Below are 16777 nucleotides of genomic sequence, written 5' to 3'. Positions count from 1 at the left end.
CGAAATCTTTATTAAACAAATGGTTCTATCGCGTTTATTATTCTAGAGGTAACGGTCGACCACTGGTACTCATTATTAACAGCCTGAAAACCTGCTTGACCGAGCTTTCTAAGCTCATCTTCAGATTCAATCAACTCAATTATTAAACGAGTTAACTCCCTCGAGTCCCCCGGATTAACAACAAATCCGGCCTTATTTCCCTCAATAATTTCGGGCATGACTCCTGTTTTAGTACCGATACACGGAACACCATAGGACATCGCCTCTATGAAGACCTCACCAAAAGCTTCATTATGGGAGGGCAGTATGAATAGGGAGGCCTCCTCAAATGAGCGCTTATATATAGACAAATCGGCCTCATTTCGCTTATCGAGGAATCCCAAACATTTTATACCGGGCTCATCAACACCCCAGTCTTTCCCTATCATAGTTAAAGTTAAACCAGGAACAACCTTCCGAGCTCTTCGAAACGCATCCAAAAGCTCTCTTCCTCCTTTAGCTTCAAACGAGTGGGTTGCGACAAAAACAATATTCCTTTGACTATAATCTTTATCAATCGCCCCATTCCGAAAAAACGGGCTTCCAAACCCCGCATATACAACTTTTTCTTCAGGGAGCCCAAAATCCTCGATAAACGATTTACGCAAAGTTTTACTCATTGTAAACACTCGAGTGAGAGACTCGTAAACACCCTGTTCAAACCTGAATGCCCGCCGGAGATGATTATGCCCCACAACACCTGGCCTAACTGACCTCACATAACTAGAAAAATTATTATCATGATAAGAAAACAAAGGAATTTCATTTTTTTTTATAATCGGAGATTTGCCTATACAGAAACTAGACCCTATTTGAATTACCGAATTATATGACGCCTGAATTTCTCCAACGGCATCCCGAGCATATAGCCCCGCTAACCGATACCGACCAACATCTAGCTGGTCTTTAACATTCCATCGCTCCTTGCTGGTCGATAAATTTCTGAGGAAAAATGCCTTCCTAAGCACTTTGGGCATTTCAAAATCCGCCACATCGCACATATTTCCAGATTGGCGAAGTTGGCAAAACAAATTATAAAAAGCAGAGCCTTTTTTTTCCTGAAACTTCCAGCCTTGAATCAATCCTAGCAAATTTACTTTTGAGGACACACTTCACCCCAATCAAACGTACTATTTCGATTAAAAAGTTGAGCACCAAGCCTATCTATACCCCAGACAGACTTTTGAAACTCAAACCAACTTTCCCCTACACCGTGACGAGACATTGAAAATCTGTCAGTTACTCCACTCTTATCATAGTAGGCAGCTACAGCAGATTCGAAGCCTGCACTCTTTACCATAGCCTTAGCAGATCCAGTAATATCGGCCGGCTGACCATTAGGGAAGCAAAAGTGTCGACTTTGCTCGCCTAATTCGTGAGACAAGTGGTCGCGACATCCCAATACTTGAGATTTAACATCACCCACCGAAAGATGACCGAGACTATAATGGCTCTTAGTATGGCCACCGATCGACACTCGAGCAGCCTGCATTTCCCGCAACTCGGCCCAAGAGACCGAACAATAGTCAGCGGTCGGTGATTCAGGAATCTTAGCTTTAGTCAAAAACGATAGCTTATCTAAAATATTTTCGATTTCTTCACCCGACATCCGGAGCATAACGCTAACCAGATCCCGCCAAAGTGTATCTTTATTATTACACCAATATTCAGGAGTATATTTATGCTCTTTTATGTATAAACTTTCAGAAATAACACTATTGCTATCAATAATCCATTTCAACTTATCGTGCCACAGCCAGATACCTTGACCGACAAAATCGGTAGCGACATAGAAAGTCGCAGGGAACTCGTACTTTTTCAGCAAAGGAAAGCAAAATTCATAGAAATCTCGATACCCATCATCAATAGTCAGTGACACGATAGGTTTCTTTTTACTAATTGGGGAGTCACACTCACTAAGCGCATCACTAAGAGATAGAACGTCAAAGTTCTCCTTCAGATATGAGAACTGTCTTTCCAACATTCCTTTACTTAGTGACCCACTACCTCCCTTCATCGAAAACCTATGATACATCAGAATACGGGGATAACTTCTTGTTAGCTTTGATGCAAGCTTATATCCCCCGTATGGGCCTATCGTTCTTACTAATTCTGAGAATGACAACATCAATCGTTCCTTGAAAGCCGTATTTACTGAGCCTGGAAATCCTTCGGCGGCAACGGCGCGTTAACCTCGTTCAGTTCCCAGCCTTTCAGGTTGACGTCTCCAGTAGAGTCGAAAACATAGAGATAGACGCTATCCTTCTCTTTGCGTAGCGCCCCTAAATCAAATTCTATCGAGATTTTTCTATCATCCCAAAAAAACGGACGCTGAACCTCACAGTGAGAATCCTGCCCCCTTACATCTTCAATTGTAGGTCGGTTACACAAAAGCACCCGGTGCAAGCTTTTATCTAGATAAATATCATCTAACTCCACCGTAAACGGCACTGGCATGAAATCATCAATTCCCAAAAGAGCGATAGTTAGCCCCGTTGGATCATTCACCGAGGAGTTTTTTAACGCTTCAGCCCAATCGTTATCGCTTGCTAAATATACTCTACCATTTAACCAGGCAGTAAGACTTGGGTTTGCCCCCAGGTCAATTTCAATTTCAAACAAGTTCCATCTCCCAGGCAGAGGAGATAGGCTGCCAAAGGAATTTGCCCAAATAGATGATCCTGTCCCAGCCAGCCCCAAATTGGCGAGAGAAAAGCGATAGCCAGTTCCACTTGGATCGGACCAAAACCGAGCATATTTTCCTCTCGGAGAGAGGAAGCCATACTGATCGAACTTTCCTGAAGAAGACGATGCAGGAAACACGACTTCTGTGCCCGATTCAATCCCAACAATTCGCTTACCAACGAGTTCTTTTATTGTTACTCCCTTGGGGGGCTCTATAAACAACCAACCACTCGGAAGTGAACCCACTTTCTCATATGATATTACCTTACCTAGACCTGACACTCCCTCAATCTTTAGTGCCTCTCCGTAACTTTCGCTATCGCCACTCAGGAAAGAAGACGGGCTTTTCTCAGCCGGTATAGCGTAGTAATTGGTCAAATCAAATGGCATTTTTATCCAAAAAGCTGAATACATCCGAGAAGACTGATAGTTGTTTTTTTCTCCTCCGCTTGCTCTTGGCCAACCGAGAAAATTTACATTACCCTTTCCATAGTAGTGAAATCCGGGGTCACCATCTCTAGTCTGTCTGGAGCTTGTCACCAACATTCCGGTACTGTGCTCTTCCGGTAATGATGGTTTTGTCCAAATAGTGTTAGGGTCAGCATCTACACGCTTAACCAACGTCATGTCTCTAAACGTCGACTGATATTTATTGGCCTTACCATTTTCCCAAGTAATATCAGCATGATCATAAAGTACGGGAGCGCCCTGCTCTTTCAATCCGAAACCCGAACCAACTATTGTAATAGTTTGTCCAGACTGAAGACCACTGGCAGCTCCCGACTCAATGCCCGAAAGGGTCGGAGCTGCTAAAACACAAACGGACATCACCGACAATCCCAGCACGGCAGCAACCTTGACCCACCCCTGAGCTCGCCCCGTTGAGACCAAAAATGCGGATAAAATGTTCATTTCCATCTCCTCCGGCTATGCTACTGCATATAGCCAATGTTTCTATCTAGAAAAATCCCCAAAGTTATCAAAAAGTTGGAGGAAAAACCGGAAACCCCTTCCCCAGCCATGATCGCTCTGGTGTGTACTTTAATATTAACCATTGTCTCAGATTTTGCGACTACGAACTCTAAACAACGCCCATTTTCGTTAGTTTCTTCAATCCATTGGGCGAGATAGCTTATAATGTTTTTTGATAAGGTAGGCCCTGAAAGACAACACCACACGGATCTGAAATGGATATATTTATTCTTTACAAGGAAGACTACCCTTGGGACGTAAGGGTTGAGAAAATTGCCAAAAGCTTGAGGGACGAAGGTCATAATATCACTATCGTTGCTCGCAACCTTTCTGGCTTCAGTTCTGTCGAGGTTAGTGACGGCCTCTCTGTCATCAGACTCCCGGTTATCGGTAGCAACAACTCACTACTCCGAAAACTAGCGAACATTCCATTCTGGTTCAGTCCCCTTTGGATTCGTACACTTCGTCAAGCAATATCACAGTCTGAACAACCAATCGTTATTGTTCGGGATATCCCCTTAGTTAAAACGGCGCTGCTTGTCGCGAAGCCAAAAGGAGCAAAAGTAGTTCTGGACATGGCGGAAGTCTATCCCTACATGTATGCCTCTGCCCGAAAGTTCAGTGCGGGCAAAACGTTGGAATCGATTACCAAAAGCCCAGCTTTAGCCGAAAGGTACGAATCCCAGATTCTACCTAAGCTCGACCATACGCTCGTGATGATCGAAGAATCCCGCGACCGACTATTGAGAAAAGGCGTCAATCCGGATCGTGTAACAATCGTCAGTAACACCCCACCCACCACAAAGTTTTCTGGTACGAAACACACTCACGAAGGGCATACCCTTCGCTTGGTCTACGTAGGGTTCTTAACCAAACTACGAGGCTTGGACCTCCTCATCGAAGCAGCTTCTGAATTCATAAAAATGGGCAACGAATCCAGCTCGCTCAAAATCGACATTGTCGGCAAAGGAGCAGAGCGGGAGCACTTGATTCGTCGTGTTAAAGAGCTAAACCTGCAACAGTCAGTGACTATTCACGGATGGCTGGAACACCATCAGGTTGATGAATTAATGGCGCAAGCGAATGTTGGCGCTCTCACCTACCGAGTATGCCCCCATTGGAACCACACCATTCCGAACAAAATATTTGACTACATGCTTGCCGGTCTTCCGGTTTTGGCTACCGAGGTAGAGCCAATAAAAAGGATCGTCAACGAAACTGAATCAGGCTTGGTATGCAAGGACCTCGACATCAAAGATATTGCTGAGAAACTTCAAATGCTCAGGTGTCCTGAACTCCGTGCAACCCTCGGAAAAAATGGAGTTTGCGCAGTTCAATCGCAATACAATTGGTCTAATGATGAGAAGCGCCTTCACGCAGTCATTAATTCACTGGGCAAATAGACTTCAAGTCCCGGTAAGCCGCCTGTAAGCGGTTCTTGCCAGGGACTGAACCAGAAAGTCCGGAGGATAGCGGGTGATATTCCTAAGAAAATAACGATAGCTGGAGTACCTGAATCGTAATTCCTCAACCTTATATCTTGCCACGTATTCTTCATCCGTAGTGGGTTTATTTTCCATCTTTTCAAAACGTTCCCATGATAATAGTGAATCCACCGAGGCTTTGGTCACTTGGTCGGCGATTCTTAACCGAAAATCCTTATCAATCATAACAGGCACCCAACTGTACTTAGGGCGTTGGCCTGGCTCCAGTTCAACTTCAGCAACCAGAGTCTGTTTTGTACTTTCAGACCAGAGATCAAAAACGAAGTTGCCAAGAGAGTAAAAAATAACACCTTGCTTGTATCGCTCGACCGGCTGTACAACGTGCGAATGATGTCCAAAAACCACGTCGACCCCAGCGTCTACCAACGCCCTACCAATCTCCACTTGGGTTGGCGAAGGATAATCCAAGAATTCAAGCCCCCAGTGGATTGAACAAATCAGAAAGCCCGTACACGAAGCTCTCAACCGCCTAACCTCTGCCAAGAGCTTTTCCCGATCTTGTCGATTGCTATAGGGAAGATTTGTTTTGTCTTCGGCCCATTCCTCCGGCCTCATGGAAACATTAAAAATATGACTTTCGAGGCCTCCATGCGAAATAGTATGGACATTCGTACAGTTTTCAGATTCAAGCCCAATGACATCCATCCCGGCATTGCGAATATTAGACACCGTATCCCAGAACGCGGCTTCGCCGTGCTGCATCGCATGGTTGTTCGCAACACAGAGCACATCAATTCCGGCTTGTCGTAAAAAGCTAAGGTGCTCGGGGTTTCCACGCATCTCAAATGAGGCTAGCTTCCTTGGTCTTAGCCCCAAATCAGAGGTTACTGTCTCTAGATTGGCAATCACTGTATCTGCATTTTCGAAACACCGTGAAATGTCGTCCAGGACACGAAATCCACGCTTGGAAAACGTGCTGCGCATACCGTGGCCGACACAGACAGGATGATCCCCAAGGGAGATATCTCCCACTGCTGAGATTCGTAGGGCTTTATTATCCATTGACATGAACGTCCAGATCCTGAAAAAAGTAGGTATGCTTACCGCTACGCATCAGATCCTCACCGGCGTTGACGGTCGTAATTAAATCCTGCTGCTCGTTAAGCTGAGCTCTTAGCTCCAGATTGACCCAATTCTTTAGATGATCAGCGCCACGCAAAGGGTTTGACGAAACATAGAGTTGGAACTCCCCCATTTCTGTCTGCGATACGGTGAACTTGAAGCACTCATGAAACTCATTCATATAGGCATCAAGCGCCCTACCGAATACCACTGCATGGAACTTGTGCTCTGGGGTTAAATACGCAAATTGTTGAGCTGTCCGCCCCTGTAGCTCCTCTATCACCCTTGCATCCCCTAATAATTCACAACTACTCTCAAGAGCTTTGAAGGTATCTCCCAGTTTGTAACGGACGAGGCTTTGAGAATTACGCGAGACATCGGTAATCAAGGCAGAGTCATATTCTGACTCCACCCAGAGCCAAGGATTCACGAAGTGCAAATGTCCCTTTTTGCATTCGAAAGCGATAATATCGAACTCTGTAGATCCATATTCTTCGAGCACCGGGGCACCAAACGCGGAACTAATAAACCTTTTTTGTGCTGGCAGTATTGATTCCGCCGTGCATATCACTGCTTTCACTCCGTCTGGCTTGAATCCGTTCTCTTCAATAATCTGGGCAGCCTCCAGAATTAGGGAGGTATAACCGTAAACATACTGGGGTTTCCAGCTAACAAGTTCTGAAACTGTATCCTTTGCATTACACTCGGCTGGATAAAAAACTTTTCGGTTGAGCAGGAAATCACGAACTTTTGATCCAAAGGTGTTTGCTGCCCTACCCCAGATACGCGCCTCTCGTTGCCCCAAGCGTATGCCATGGTGACGATAGCAATACGAGCGTACGGCAAGCATTTGTGCCAACTCGTCTTTCGAGAGAAGAATATGCGTTGGATCCCCCGTCGTACCCGCAGTGTGGCGAGAGTATCCCGATGCCGTCTTCGGAGCATTGCTAGCACTATCGCGAAACGTGCTCTTGGTTAAGGGCCTTTGGTCAACTACTTGAGCAACACTACTAACGCATTGTCCATTCTCGCCCCTTGGACGAATCGATTTTAGCGTCTCGTCTAAACGTTTTTTTCTTTGCTCCGGAGCCAAGCGCCACAACTCAGATACTTCTCTTTCTAACCTGGAGACAGGCAAACGCAGAGCGAAAAATGTCAGCCGAGCAATCAGATAACGAAGGAAACACCAAAGCCTCATGATGCCAAAGCTCTTTCATAAACGACTGAATACTGCTCGGCCATTGCTAGCGCAGAGAGTTCACGCGCCAGTTTTTTGCTTGCTCGTTCGGATCTTTCACGAGCAGCATTGCTATCAGCCAATGCGTTTTCCATCGCATCAACAAGTTCCTCTTCAACATTCGTTATGAGGACCCCGTTTGCACCATTCTCAAGAACTTCGGGAATCTCACCCACAGACGTGGAAACAACTGGAAGTCGAAGGGCCATTGCTTCAAGTAAGGTAATTGGAAGCCCCTCGGTTGCAGATGAGATAGCTAAGATATTTGATCTAGCCATGATTGCGGGAATATTCGGGCAATATCCGGCCAACAGAACATGTTTATCCAATGCACGCCCAGAAATATGCTGTTCCAGCGAGTCTCTCAGATAACCATCACCCGCTATAACTAAACCCGCGCTTGGAAAACGCTGTCTGAGTTCTTCAAAAGACAAAATGAGCTTCGCGAACTGCTTTTCTGATGACAGACGCCCCACACCCAGAATGACCCGGTCATGGCCCAAAATGAACGCATCGACCTCTCCGGGGATAGGGTCTTTCGCTTTTTGAAGAACACTTTCAACTTTCAAGCCGTTCCGAATTACGGCAACTTTTTCGGAGTAACGAAGGGCCCTCGGAAGCTCCTTTCTCATTGCTTCCCCCACCACTACGACCGCACTCATTCGTCTTAAAAAGAGCCTATCCAGTTTCTCGTAAACCCACATGCGAGTGAACAACGGAGCATGAACATAGCCATGTAGCGTTGCGACAAACGGAATCTCTTTTTTAAAGCGACCAAACAACCCCAACAAAATATTGAATTTATACCCATGGGAATGAACCAACGCCGCACCCCAGTCGTCCGCCCATCGACAGATACGAAGAGTCTCATCTCTGTTCAAGCCGGGCTTCATACGCCATGTTTTCAATGGAAGCCCCAAGCGATCAGCTTCCTTCTCAATTGCTTTTGCCTCAATACCCGGCTCACCGACGCTTAGAATCATAGGCTCGAGCCCAAACTCCCGCTGCGCTTCAACGAGGGCCAAGAGCATTCGCTCAGCTCCATATAGCCCGCCACTATCGATAAGGTGTAGCACCCGAATACTCACTTCAGCCCTTCCTTGGATTCCAGACAACCTTCTTTTCGCCCTTGGAGAAGGCGACGAATGCCTTAAAAGACGCAAGGTTTAACAACACAAAGTAGTAAGGCAAGGCGTAAACTATAGAAAGCGACTGCCCCTGGCTCTCTTTTTGATAGCCCGCCCACGCGAAATAGAGAAACAGCGCGTAACCGATAGCGGCTAATGCATACAGCCCTTTCGCTGGAGCGAGGTAGAGCGCCGCAAACGCAAGGGTTACCATGGGCGCAAAGGCGGCGTAGCGAAGTAGCTTGTGGGAGATAAGCTGCCAGGCAAAACGCGGATAGTTGGCCGGGTTCATCAGCTGCTTCATATCTTTTAGCGCCCACAGCGCGCGCAGGCTTACCCGCACACGCATGCTAAACTCACTTCCTCCGTCACTCAACGCTTCTTCCTTGAGCAACGCTTCGGGTTCGTAAACAACCCGGTATCCCTGTTCAACCACTTTTAGCGGCTGAACAAAGTCCGGTAACTGATCAGCACGCAGCTCGGTATGCAGTTCTTTACGCATGGCATCAATGCCACCGTCCACACCCACCACGGAACCCACCTGAGTTTCCTGCGCTCTCAGCCAGTTCTCATACTTCATATAAGCACTACAACCGTCACCGATCAACGCGCCTTCAGGGTTCACGTAAACCATCTTTCCAGTTACGTAACCCACTGACGGATCGTTGAAATTACTCACCAGCGCTGTTAAGGCCCTGGAATCCCACTCGGAATTTGCATCCGAGAACGCCAGGATATCCCCCTCCGCATGCTGTTTGAGCAGGTTGAGCCCCGCAGTTTTACCTTGGCGCGGTACCTGACGGAATAATTTGACCGGGCAAGACGCATCATGAGCAATCGACTGGACAATCTCATCTGTTCCATCGTCCGATTCATCGGAAACCACAAGAATTTCCAGCTGGTCCATCGGGTAGTCCAGCGCAAGCTTGTTCCGGAGCGTAGCCTCAATATCCTTGGCCTCGTTGTAAGCCGCAACAAGGATAGAAACCTTGGGCTGATAATTACTATCTTTTTTAACCGGGGCGGCGCCAACGCCGGCCAGAAGTTTGATGAGCACGGGGTAGCCAAAATAAATGTAGGCCAGTAAAAGAAAAGATACCCAGAAAACAACAACCATCATGCAACACCTACAGCAGAGCCAGAACCAAGCTGGTCAGAGCCAGACGCAAGAATGCCCTCATTCTTAAGCACCCGGCTCATGGTCGTGAACCGGAAATGTGCCAACAAACGGGAGAGCCTTTGTTCACATATATCAAGATTGTTGTAGTGTCTGAACCGGGATAGCCATTTCACATCAAGACGCGGCTGACCTGGATCGACTTCCCATGGATGCAGATAGAACACAAACGGGCGATCCTGGCGATTAATAGAGCCAAGCCCGAAACGGCTGAACCAGTATGGGAACAAACGAAAATAGCCACCGCCTGCGATTGGCAGTGTATAACCAGGCAATTTAAAGGTGCTCAACGGGAACTCCGCCAGTTCATAGCCTCTGTCTGTTTTCAGGCGGTGTGGCCACCGGGGAGTTCCCGGCATTCCATAACGGTCGTGTCGCACAGGGAATATTGATGAATCCCATGTGAAACCCTGCTCAGCCAGGATATCAAGCGCCCACCTGGATCGATTGGTAATGGAATAACTCGCAGCCCTGTAACCCGTTATAGGTGTACCAAGGATGTCCTCGAGAATACCTTTGGAGCGACGGGTTTCTTCCTCGAATACGTCGGGCGTCTGATTATAAATCAACTGATGACTGTATCCATGACTCGCCACCTCGTGCCCATGAGCAGCTATCCTCCGCACCAATTCGGGAGAACGCTCTGCGACCCACCCCAAGGTAAAAAAGGTCGCTTTAACCCCGGCCTGGTCAAATACAGCAAGAATACGGTCTGTATTCGCCTCAACCCGATATTCCATGGAAGACCAGTCGTCATAGCGGACAGCCTCGGCAAGCGCAGCCACCTGAAAATAGTCTTCGACATCAATGGTCAGGGCATTTTCTATCATTTCGTTAGTGGCCATAGCCTTGCACTTCCTGTGTTGATCAGCGCAGTCGGTATTCCAGCCCAACCAAAACCCAGTTCTCATCGTATTCCCGGTTACGCTCATCACTGCGCTTCGTGTCACGCCCTGCTCTGGCCATCAGGTTAAGGTCACGGGTCGCCTGATGCTCCACACCGAATGAAAGCCGGGCTACGTCGTCTGCTGTATCGTCACTGTCATAGCTCTGCTGGTCAAAACCAAGAGAAACGAACCCCGAAGTCAGTTCTGCCAGTCGCCTGGAATAACGAATATTCACCCCAATCTTATCTTCCGTTTCTTCGCTATCCAGATAGTCCGAACGATAGGCGTACACTCCGGCATTCAAGGAAGAAACATCAGAAAATCGTTTATTAAGGCCTGTTTTCAGTGCCGTATTCTCAACGGTAATACTTTCCCGAAGGTTAAATTCAAAGTCGCCAAACCGCAGATCTAGCGTTGAGGTTCGATCGGTTAGCTCCCGGGACGCATTGAGATACCACTCAAGGCTCGGGTTTATCGTGCGGGTAAGATCCAGCTGCCCAACCAATCCATCGCTCGATTGCTGACTGTTTGCATAATCCGTCTCAATCTCGCTAACCCCGATCGACCCAGACACCGATGTGCTAATCCATCTGTTTTCAAACGTTAACTGGACACTGGTAACGTCAACTTCTGCACCATAATCAAACTCCGTTCGACTGTGAGAAGCACTCACACCTCCGGTAAAGGTAGGACTGAACAGGTGATTCCACGCTACAGAACCTGTGTATCGCTCACTGTCTGTTTCTTCCGGATCGTCATACGACGTATTCGCGTATCGTGCAGACAGGTTTAGCCAGTTAGTATCGTTCAACCGCCACAGATACCGTGGGCCTGTACTAAATACGTTTTTCCGGGTTCGATTGTCAGGCGTATCGCTTTCGCGTGAATCCGGGTTGACCTCCCGCAGATTGTTAGCGACTTCCCAATACAATTGATTAGCCAATTCACAATCACCCAGGAAATCCATCTCGGCAAAGCTTTCACTTTCAAAGCTATCATCCTGCCAATAGGAATAACCAAGCGTGCCCTTAAAGTCGGCGTTGCAACGCCCCGGATCCATTTTGTATCCAGCGGTAAGATAGGTTCTGGCTTCAAGATCACTGGATTCGTCGCGGTATGATTTGCGGGCGTTATCCGTAAAACGGCTATCCATTCCGATCGTGACTTCCGTCTGCGCCTGGGCCGGGAGCGAACATACGCCAACCGCAACAGCCAGGGGAAGCAACCTTATAGCATGGGGTGTCCTTTGCCCCCACGGCTTAACCATTAATCACTGCTCCTACGAATTTATCGGGATTGAAAGCAGTAGCCGCCTGCTCTGCTGTAGCCCCCGTAATCCTGCCGTGAGGCACAACCAGCATGGCATAGTCACACAACTCGGTCAGGATTCGCGCATCCGGTGATTCCGAAATGGGAGCAGTGTCTAGCACGATAAATCTATCGGGATACCGACGTCGAATAGCCTGTAAAAACTGTTTCATCCGGAATGAGGTAAAGAACTCAGATGGCGTTTCCCGCCGACTACCGGCTGGAATAAGACGTAATCGAGGGATGCCCGTTGGGTAAAGAATCCGGGCGATTTCGTAATCCGGGTCGTCCAGAAAATCAGTCAACCCTGTGTCTGACATAACATCCAGAGTGGAATGCAGGGAAGGTTCCCGAAGATTACAATCGATAACGAGGGCGGTTTTGGCCTGGTCGAAAGCAAACGAAGCAGCCAGATTCAATGCGACAAATGAAGACCCTGCACCGGAACAGGCTCCGCTCACCACGAGGGTAAAGTTATTACCACCCGAAACCTCCAAAAGCTTAGTCCTCAGATCACGAAACCGGTTAACCAACTCACGATTAGGAGATTCAGGATAAATGATCCGCCGCTCATCAAGATCGTCGTGATTGAGCTTTCGGGGCTCTTGCATCCGTACGATCTGTTTGCTGATGACGTACTTATCAACGGCGCCCGGCCCCAGCTCCAGAGAACTTGGCACCAGCATCCGGGAATCTTCATCATCCCGGAAATCCATATCCTGCCTCAAGCGTTCCTTACGCTTGAGCCAGAAGGAACTCTCTTCTGCGTTTTTGTCGTTGCCAGGGATCTCTGAGTCCGTTTCCTGTGGGTTTACAGATTCAAACCCGGGCCGGTCATTTCGTTGCTCTGGCATCAGATTACTCCCATTTGAGCTAGCACAACGATGGTCACGTACACCGCTGTGGTGAGCACTGCAAAAACCCCGACCAGCAGGGTTAACCTGCGATCCCGGCGTTTTTCGTAGGGTGTTCGTACTTCCGGAATTTCAATCAGAACGGGCAACCCAATGTCTTCCTCCAGCTGTTTTCTCGCGCGAATCCGTGGGTCGATCTGCAAAAGGCCTGCGATAGCTCCGAAGGGAGCGGCTAATCCAAGAAACAATCCAGCCGCTGCAAACATGGAAAATTTCGGCCCGGAAGGCTGACGAGGAAACTGAGCCGCTTCATTAATTCGGTAATTCAGCCCCTGCCCTTCAATATCGAGGTGCATGGAAACCCTCGCTTTTTCGCGGCGCTTGAGTAAGTCATCATAGATTTCACGGTTCACTTCCATGTCTCGGGTAAGCTCAGAATACTGGGCTTTATTGGCCTGAATGCGCTCCATACGAGCTGCTTGCTGTTCCATCAGGTGGGACAGCGACTGAATCCTGGTTTCAACCGTTGCCATATCAGCACGAGCAGTGGAAAGATTGGCCCGCATTTCCTGATAAAGCGGGTTCACCGTTTCTTCACCTTCCAACGAACGGATATCCGTAGGCCTTGCCGTGGCCAGATCCCTTTGCTTCCGCAATTCCGCCAACTGTTCCCGAAGGATTACGATATCGGGATAGGTATCATGATACTGGAGCCTGAGGCTATCAAGGCGCTCTTCAAGCACTCGTATCCGTTCACGATAAGTATCTTCTGTTCGCCCCTGTCGGATGGTTGGGCGAATGCTACCCAGCTGTCCCTGTAAAGAAGTGGTCCGGGTTTCCAGCTCTTTTTTCTCAAGCTCCGCGAGCTCCAGCTGATTTCTCAGCTGGGCCATCCGGGCATTGGCTTCCTGCTCAGTGCCATCGGTGTTTTCTGACAGAAACAGCTTCAACCGTTCTTCCACCTGACCCAACTGCTGCTCGTAACTCTTAACCTGCTTGTCTATGAAATCATAGGCGTTGCGGCTTTCCGCGCGCTTGCGATCTTTCGTTTCTTCAATAAAAACCTGCCCAAGGCGCTGCGCTACGCGGAACGCTTCCATCTGAGAAGTCGATGAAAAGCCAATACTGAAATAGCTGTCGCCCCGGGGCCGGACAGATAAACCGGACCGAATAGTGGCAATACGGTATTCTAGTGCCTCCGGGCCCCCAGGTGGCTCCGGATAGATTTCAGGATCTAAGGCAACTTTTTCGATCAGGCTGCGGCTCATCAACAGCTCTTTAGCCGCTGATGTGCGATCGCTGATCTCAGTTGCAACAGCACGTCCTTCCATCAATGGCGCAATGATGTTGCGGTCGTCAACAAAAACAATCGTGTCTGACTGGTATTTATAGGGCCATACAAAACCAGCACCGAGGACTGCAAAACTCACAATCACGAAAACGAGTAAAGCGAGGCCTTTACGGCCCCGCACCTCACGAATGATTTCCTTCGGTAACTGGGATAACGGTAATGCCATAACCTAACCCGCCTTCAGGCCTGTAAGCTTAAGACCAAATCAGAAGCTGCGCTCCGGAATGGTCAGAATATCACCAGGACGCATACTATAATTTGTTTCAACTCGGCCTTTATTGAGAATGTCATCCAGCTTCACCGGAATCGCTACAACTTCGCTTTCGAGCTTCCGATAGAGCATTGAGTTATTGAGTGCCGCAAATTCATTGGCACCGCCAGCATTTAAAAAGATGTCCAGTACGGTCATACCACTCTGATGAGGCACTGAAATTGGCTGACGCACCGCACCAGTTACCCGGACACGATCAGTAAATTCATGACTGCCCATGGACGTTACAACGATACTGACCTGCGGCTCCCGGATGTACTCCGTCAGTGAGGTTCGGATAGAGCCGGCCAGCTCTTCTGGCGTGCGACCGCTAGCCTGAACATCCCCCACCAGGGGAACAGAAATCTTCCCATCTGGCCGCACAGGCACGGATATACTGAGATCTTCATTGCGCCATACTGACACCCTCACGACATCGGTTGCACCAAGGATGTATTGTTTGACGCTATCGCGGGTATCAACGGCCAATGCGCGTTGAATCTTTTCAGAGGAGGAGGCGGACGGGCCGGCACACCCCGTTGCAAACGCTACCGCTATGAGGGACACCAAAATCCCTTGGATGAGATACTTCCGTGACATCTTTTATCCTCGCTTGTGAGGTCCGTGCTGTGTTCCACATCCCGTTAACAGCGTGATCCCGGGACTACCTTGATCCTTTTTTAAACAATACCACTTCTACTGTCTGTATTATAACCAACAGATCAAGAAGCAAACTCTGGTTCTTAATGTAATAGAGATCATAGCGCAGCTTTTCCCGGGTATCTTCCTCATTGTCCGCATACGCAAAACACAGCTGCGCCCATCCCGTCAGGCCCGGTTTTACCCGATGTCTTTCGGCGTAGAAGGGAATCGTTTCAGATAACCGTTCCACAAAAACCGGCCGTTCCGGCCTTGGGCCTACAAACGCCATGGTGCCATTAAGTACATTAAAAATCTGTGGCAGTTCGTCGATTCTGACTTTGCGGATAAACTCACCAACGCGCGTCACCCGGGCGTCATTTTTCTTGGCCCAGACAGCACCATTCTTTTCGGCATCGGTAATCATGGATCGGAACTTATGCACCTTGAACACCTGATTGTTCAGCCCCACACGTTCCTGGCTGTATATCACCGGCGCCTTGATTCCATCTTCAAGCTTGATCGCAATCACCGTCAGGATCATGATCGGAAAGGTTGCCAGAAGAAGCGTGCCAGAGGCCAGAATATCCAGAGCCCGCTTACCGAAGCCATAAACCGACGAGACAGTAAAACCATCAGAGAACACCAGCCAGCCGCGGGTAATCATTTCTAATGCGACTTTTCGCGACTCTCGCTCATAGAAATTCGCGCCATCAATGATGTATACGCCTTCCATCTTGCACTCCAGAAGGTCTTCCATCGGCAAACCGCGCCGCCGGTCATCCACGGCAACCACAATTTCCCTGACCGGATGGCGGAGAACGTAATCATGCAGCGTTGTTGGCAGATTCAGCAGGTACTGTTCGTCTACCTCGACGGTGTCATCCGGCATTGGGACAAAGCCATCCAGAGAAAAACCTTTCCGATTAAACGGCGTGGTCAGATCTTCAAACATCTGCTTTGCCCGGCGTCCCGCCCCGAGCACCAATACGCGGCGCTTAAACCGATCCTTGCCCACCAAGGCAAAAAACAACACCCGGACAATCCCTAAAGAAAAGATCGAAAAGACGGTCGCAGATGTGAGGAGCCCGAAGCTCCCGAGATACCACAGCCAGTCATTTGCTAAAAAGTAGGCAAAACCGTGCATCGGGATGGCGAGAATCACGGACATGATCGTCCGCAGCATCATGCCAGACATCCCCTCTTCCACCCGGGACTGATGCACCCCAAGAGCGATCATCACCACCAGGTTCAGAAGCGCGAAAACGGCAATCGAGGGAAGAACATAGAGAAGATTATCGAGAAAAAAGCCTGGCGCACCGAAAAAACGAAAAAAAACCGCAAACGCGAAGGCAAGCCCCATAACGATTAAATCGATAAGGCCAAGAATGACAAAAGGTAGATGTATATAGTGTCTGAACAACCTGACGTGGGCCACGTCGACTCCTTGTGCGGCTCATACTGTACTGTACTGCAAGCATCATCCTTTGCTACACACTGTAACAAACCGTCACAGGATTGTACTTCAATTCATTGAAACTTCAATCGGAATTCCCACTCCATTGTATTCAATTTTACAAAAAATTTATAATCAACCAAGAATTCCAGCTCATTTTCCATGCACCAATGTCGCACATGGAAAATGACATCTCTCAGATTTACGGTGTCAAAACACAACGCCAGA

14 protein-coding genes are annotated in these 16777 nt (G+C 48.4%); 1 reads left to right on the top strand and 13 read right to left on the bottom strand.

Translation table 11 applies throughout. The features are described 5' to 3' along the window. Positions 1–11: 11 nt before the first annotated feature. The 3 genes from K325_RS0105690 to K325_RS0105680 all read right to left on the bottom strand — a co-directional run bounded on the left by K325_RS0105690 (position 12) and on the right by K325_RS0105680 (position 3636). A complete protein-coding gene (locus K325_RS0105690) occupies positions 12–1148 on the bottom strand; it encodes a glycosyltransferase family 4 protein (protein WP_156836572.1) in 1137 nt (378 codons plus the stop codon). After that, positions 1133–2023 (bottom strand): polysaccharide deacetylase family protein, encoded by an 891-nt coding sequence (locus tag K325_RS0105685; protein WP_036193131.1) that lies wholly within the window; start codon positions 2021–2023, stop codon positions 1133–1135. The genes K325_RS0105690 and K325_RS0105685 overlap by 16 nt, the downstream gene beginning before the upstream one ends. Positions 2024–2190: 167 nt before the next feature. Further along, the gene (locus K325_RS0105680) at positions 2191–3636 is read right to left on the bottom strand and encodes a hypothetical protein (RefSeq protein WP_029653300.1); all 1446 of its coding nucleotides are present in this window, start codon (positions 3634–3636) and stop codon (positions 2191–2193) included. A gap of 275 nt (positions 3637–3911) precedes the next feature. On the opposite strand from K325_RS0105680, the gene K325_RS0105675 reads away from it, so the two are divergent. Then, positions 3912–5099, top strand: coding sequence for a glycosyltransferase family 4 protein (locus K325_RS0105675; protein ID WP_029653299.1), 1188 nt, complete (start codon positions 3912–3914; stop codon positions 5097–5099). A gap of 3 nt (positions 5100–5102) precedes the next feature. Here K325_RS0105675 and K325_RS18230 read toward each other — a convergent pair whose 3' ends face one another. From K325_RS18230 to K325_RS0105625, 10 genes are all read right to left on the bottom strand, one after another. Further along, positions 5103–6209: a CapA family protein gene (locus tag K325_RS18230; protein ID WP_051146577.1), complete on the bottom strand. Its 1107-nt coding sequence runs from the start codon at positions 6207–6209 to the stop codon at positions 5103–5105. After that, positions 6196–7461, bottom strand: a complete 1266-nt coding sequence (locus K325_RS0105665) for a phenylacetate--CoA ligase family protein (protein ID WP_029653297.1) — start codon at positions 7459–7461, stop codon at positions 6196–6198. The genes K325_RS18230 and K325_RS0105665 overlap by 14 nt, the downstream gene beginning before the upstream one ends. Next, a complete protein-coding gene (locus K325_RS0105660; protein WP_228128395.1) occupies positions 7458–8531 on the bottom strand; it encodes a glycosyltransferase in 1074 nt (357 codons plus the stop codon). The genes K325_RS0105665 and K325_RS0105660 overlap by 4 nt, the downstream gene beginning before the upstream one ends. Before the next feature lie 58 nt (positions 8532–8589). Beyond that, the gene (locus K325_RS0105655) at positions 8590–9747 is read right to left on the bottom strand and encodes a glycosyltransferase family 2 protein (protein WP_029653295.1); all 1158 of its coding nucleotides are present in this window, start codon (positions 9745–9747) and stop codon (positions 8590–8592) included. After that, positions 9744–10649 carry an XrtA system polysaccharide deacetylase gene (locus tag K325_RS0105650; RefSeq protein ID WP_036193129.1) on the bottom strand — a complete coding sequence of 302 codons (906 nt, stop codon included), beginning with the start codon at positions 10647–10649 and terminating at the stop codon, positions 9744–9746. The genes K325_RS0105655 and K325_RS0105650 overlap by 4 nt, the downstream gene beginning before the upstream one ends. A 22-nt stretch (positions 10650–10671) precedes the next feature. Continuing rightward, entirely contained in the window at positions 10672–11844 is a 1173-nt protein-coding gene (locus K325_RS0105645) for a porin family protein (protein WP_228128394.1), read from the bottom strand. A gap of 106 nt (positions 11845–11950) precedes the next feature. Then, positions 11951–12853 (bottom strand): P-loop NTPase family protein, encoded by a 903-nt coding sequence (locus K325_RS18010; protein WP_029653292.1) that lies wholly within the window; start codon positions 12851–12853, stop codon positions 11951–11953. Next, positions 12853–14370 (bottom strand): XrtA system polysaccharide chain length determinant, encoded by a 1518-nt coding sequence (locus tag K325_RS0105635; protein WP_029653291.1) that lies wholly within the window; start codon positions 14368–14370, stop codon positions 12853–12855. The genes K325_RS18010 and K325_RS0105635 overlap by 1 nt, the downstream gene beginning before the upstream one ends. Positions 14371–14409: 39 nt before the next feature. Continuing rightward, positions 14410–15054, bottom strand: coding sequence for an XrtA/PEP-CTERM system exopolysaccharide export protein (locus tag K325_RS0105630; protein ID WP_029653290.1), 645 nt, complete (start codon positions 15052–15054; stop codon positions 14410–14412). A 64-nt stretch (positions 15055–15118) separates the two neighbouring features. Further along, positions 15119–16531, bottom strand: coding sequence for a TIGR03013 family XrtA/PEP-CTERM system glycosyltransferase (locus K325_RS0105625; protein WP_029653289.1), 1413 nt, complete (start codon positions 16529–16531; stop codon positions 15119–15121). Positions 16532–16777 lie beyond the last annotated feature (246 nt).

It is taken from the genome of Marinobacter daepoensis DSM 16072, from assembly GCF_000421165.1.
Lineage (GTDB): Bacteria > Pseudomonadota > Gammaproteobacteria > Pseudomonadales > Oleiphilaceae > Marinobacter > Marinobacter daepoensis.
Note: the sequence above shows the minus strand (reverse complement) of the source record. Positions and strands in the feature narration are given on the sequence as shown.

Excerpts from the sequence above, each read along its gene's own strand:
- K325_RS0105685 (WP_036193131.1), bottom strand. The coding sequence starts at position 2,023 with ATGTTGGAAAGACAGTTCTCATATCTGAAGGAGAACTTTGACGTTCTA.
- K325_RS0105680 (WP_029653300.1), bottom strand. The coding sequence starts at position 3,636 with ATGAACATTTTATCCGCATTTTTGGTCTCAACGGGGCGAGCTCAGGGG.
- K325_RS0105675 (WP_029653299.1), top strand. The coding sequence starts at position 3,912 with ATGGATATATTTATTCTTTACAAGGAAGACTACCCTTGGGACGTAAGG.
- K325_RS18230 (WP_051146577.1), bottom strand. The coding sequence starts at position 6,209 with ATGTCAATGGATAATAAAGCCCTACGAATCTCAGCAGTGGGAGATATC.
- K325_RS0105665 (WP_029653297.1), bottom strand. The coding sequence starts at position 7,461 with ATGAGGCTTTGGTGTTTCCTTCGTTATCTGATTGCTCGGCTGACATTT.
- K325_RS0105660 (WP_228128395.1), bottom strand. The coding sequence starts at position 8,531 with ATGCTCTTGGCCCTCGTTGAAGCGCAGCGGGAGTTTGGGCTCGAGCCT.
- K325_RS0105655 (WP_029653295.1), bottom strand. The coding sequence starts at position 9,747 with ATGATGGTTGTTGTTTTCTGGGTATCTTTTCTTTTACTGGCCTACATT.
- K325_RS0105650 (WP_036193129.1), bottom strand. The coding sequence starts at position 10,649 with ATGGCCACTAACGAAATGATAGAAAATGCCCTGACCATTGATGTCGAA.
- K325_RS0105645 (WP_228128394.1), bottom strand. The coding sequence starts at position 11,844 with ATGGATAGCCGTTTTACGGATAACGCCCGCAAATCATACCGCGACGAA.
- K325_RS18010 (WP_029653292.1), bottom strand. The coding sequence starts at position 12,853 with ATGCCAGAGCAACGAAATGACCGGCCCGGGTTTGAATCTGTAAACCCA.
- K325_RS0105635 (WP_029653291.1), bottom strand. The coding sequence starts at position 14,370 with ATGGCATTACCGTTATCCCAGTTACCGAAGGAAATCATTCGTGAGGTG.
- K325_RS0105630 (WP_029653290.1), bottom strand. The coding sequence starts at position 15,054 with ATGTCACGGAAGTATCTCATCCAAGGGATTTTGGTGTCCCTCATAGCG.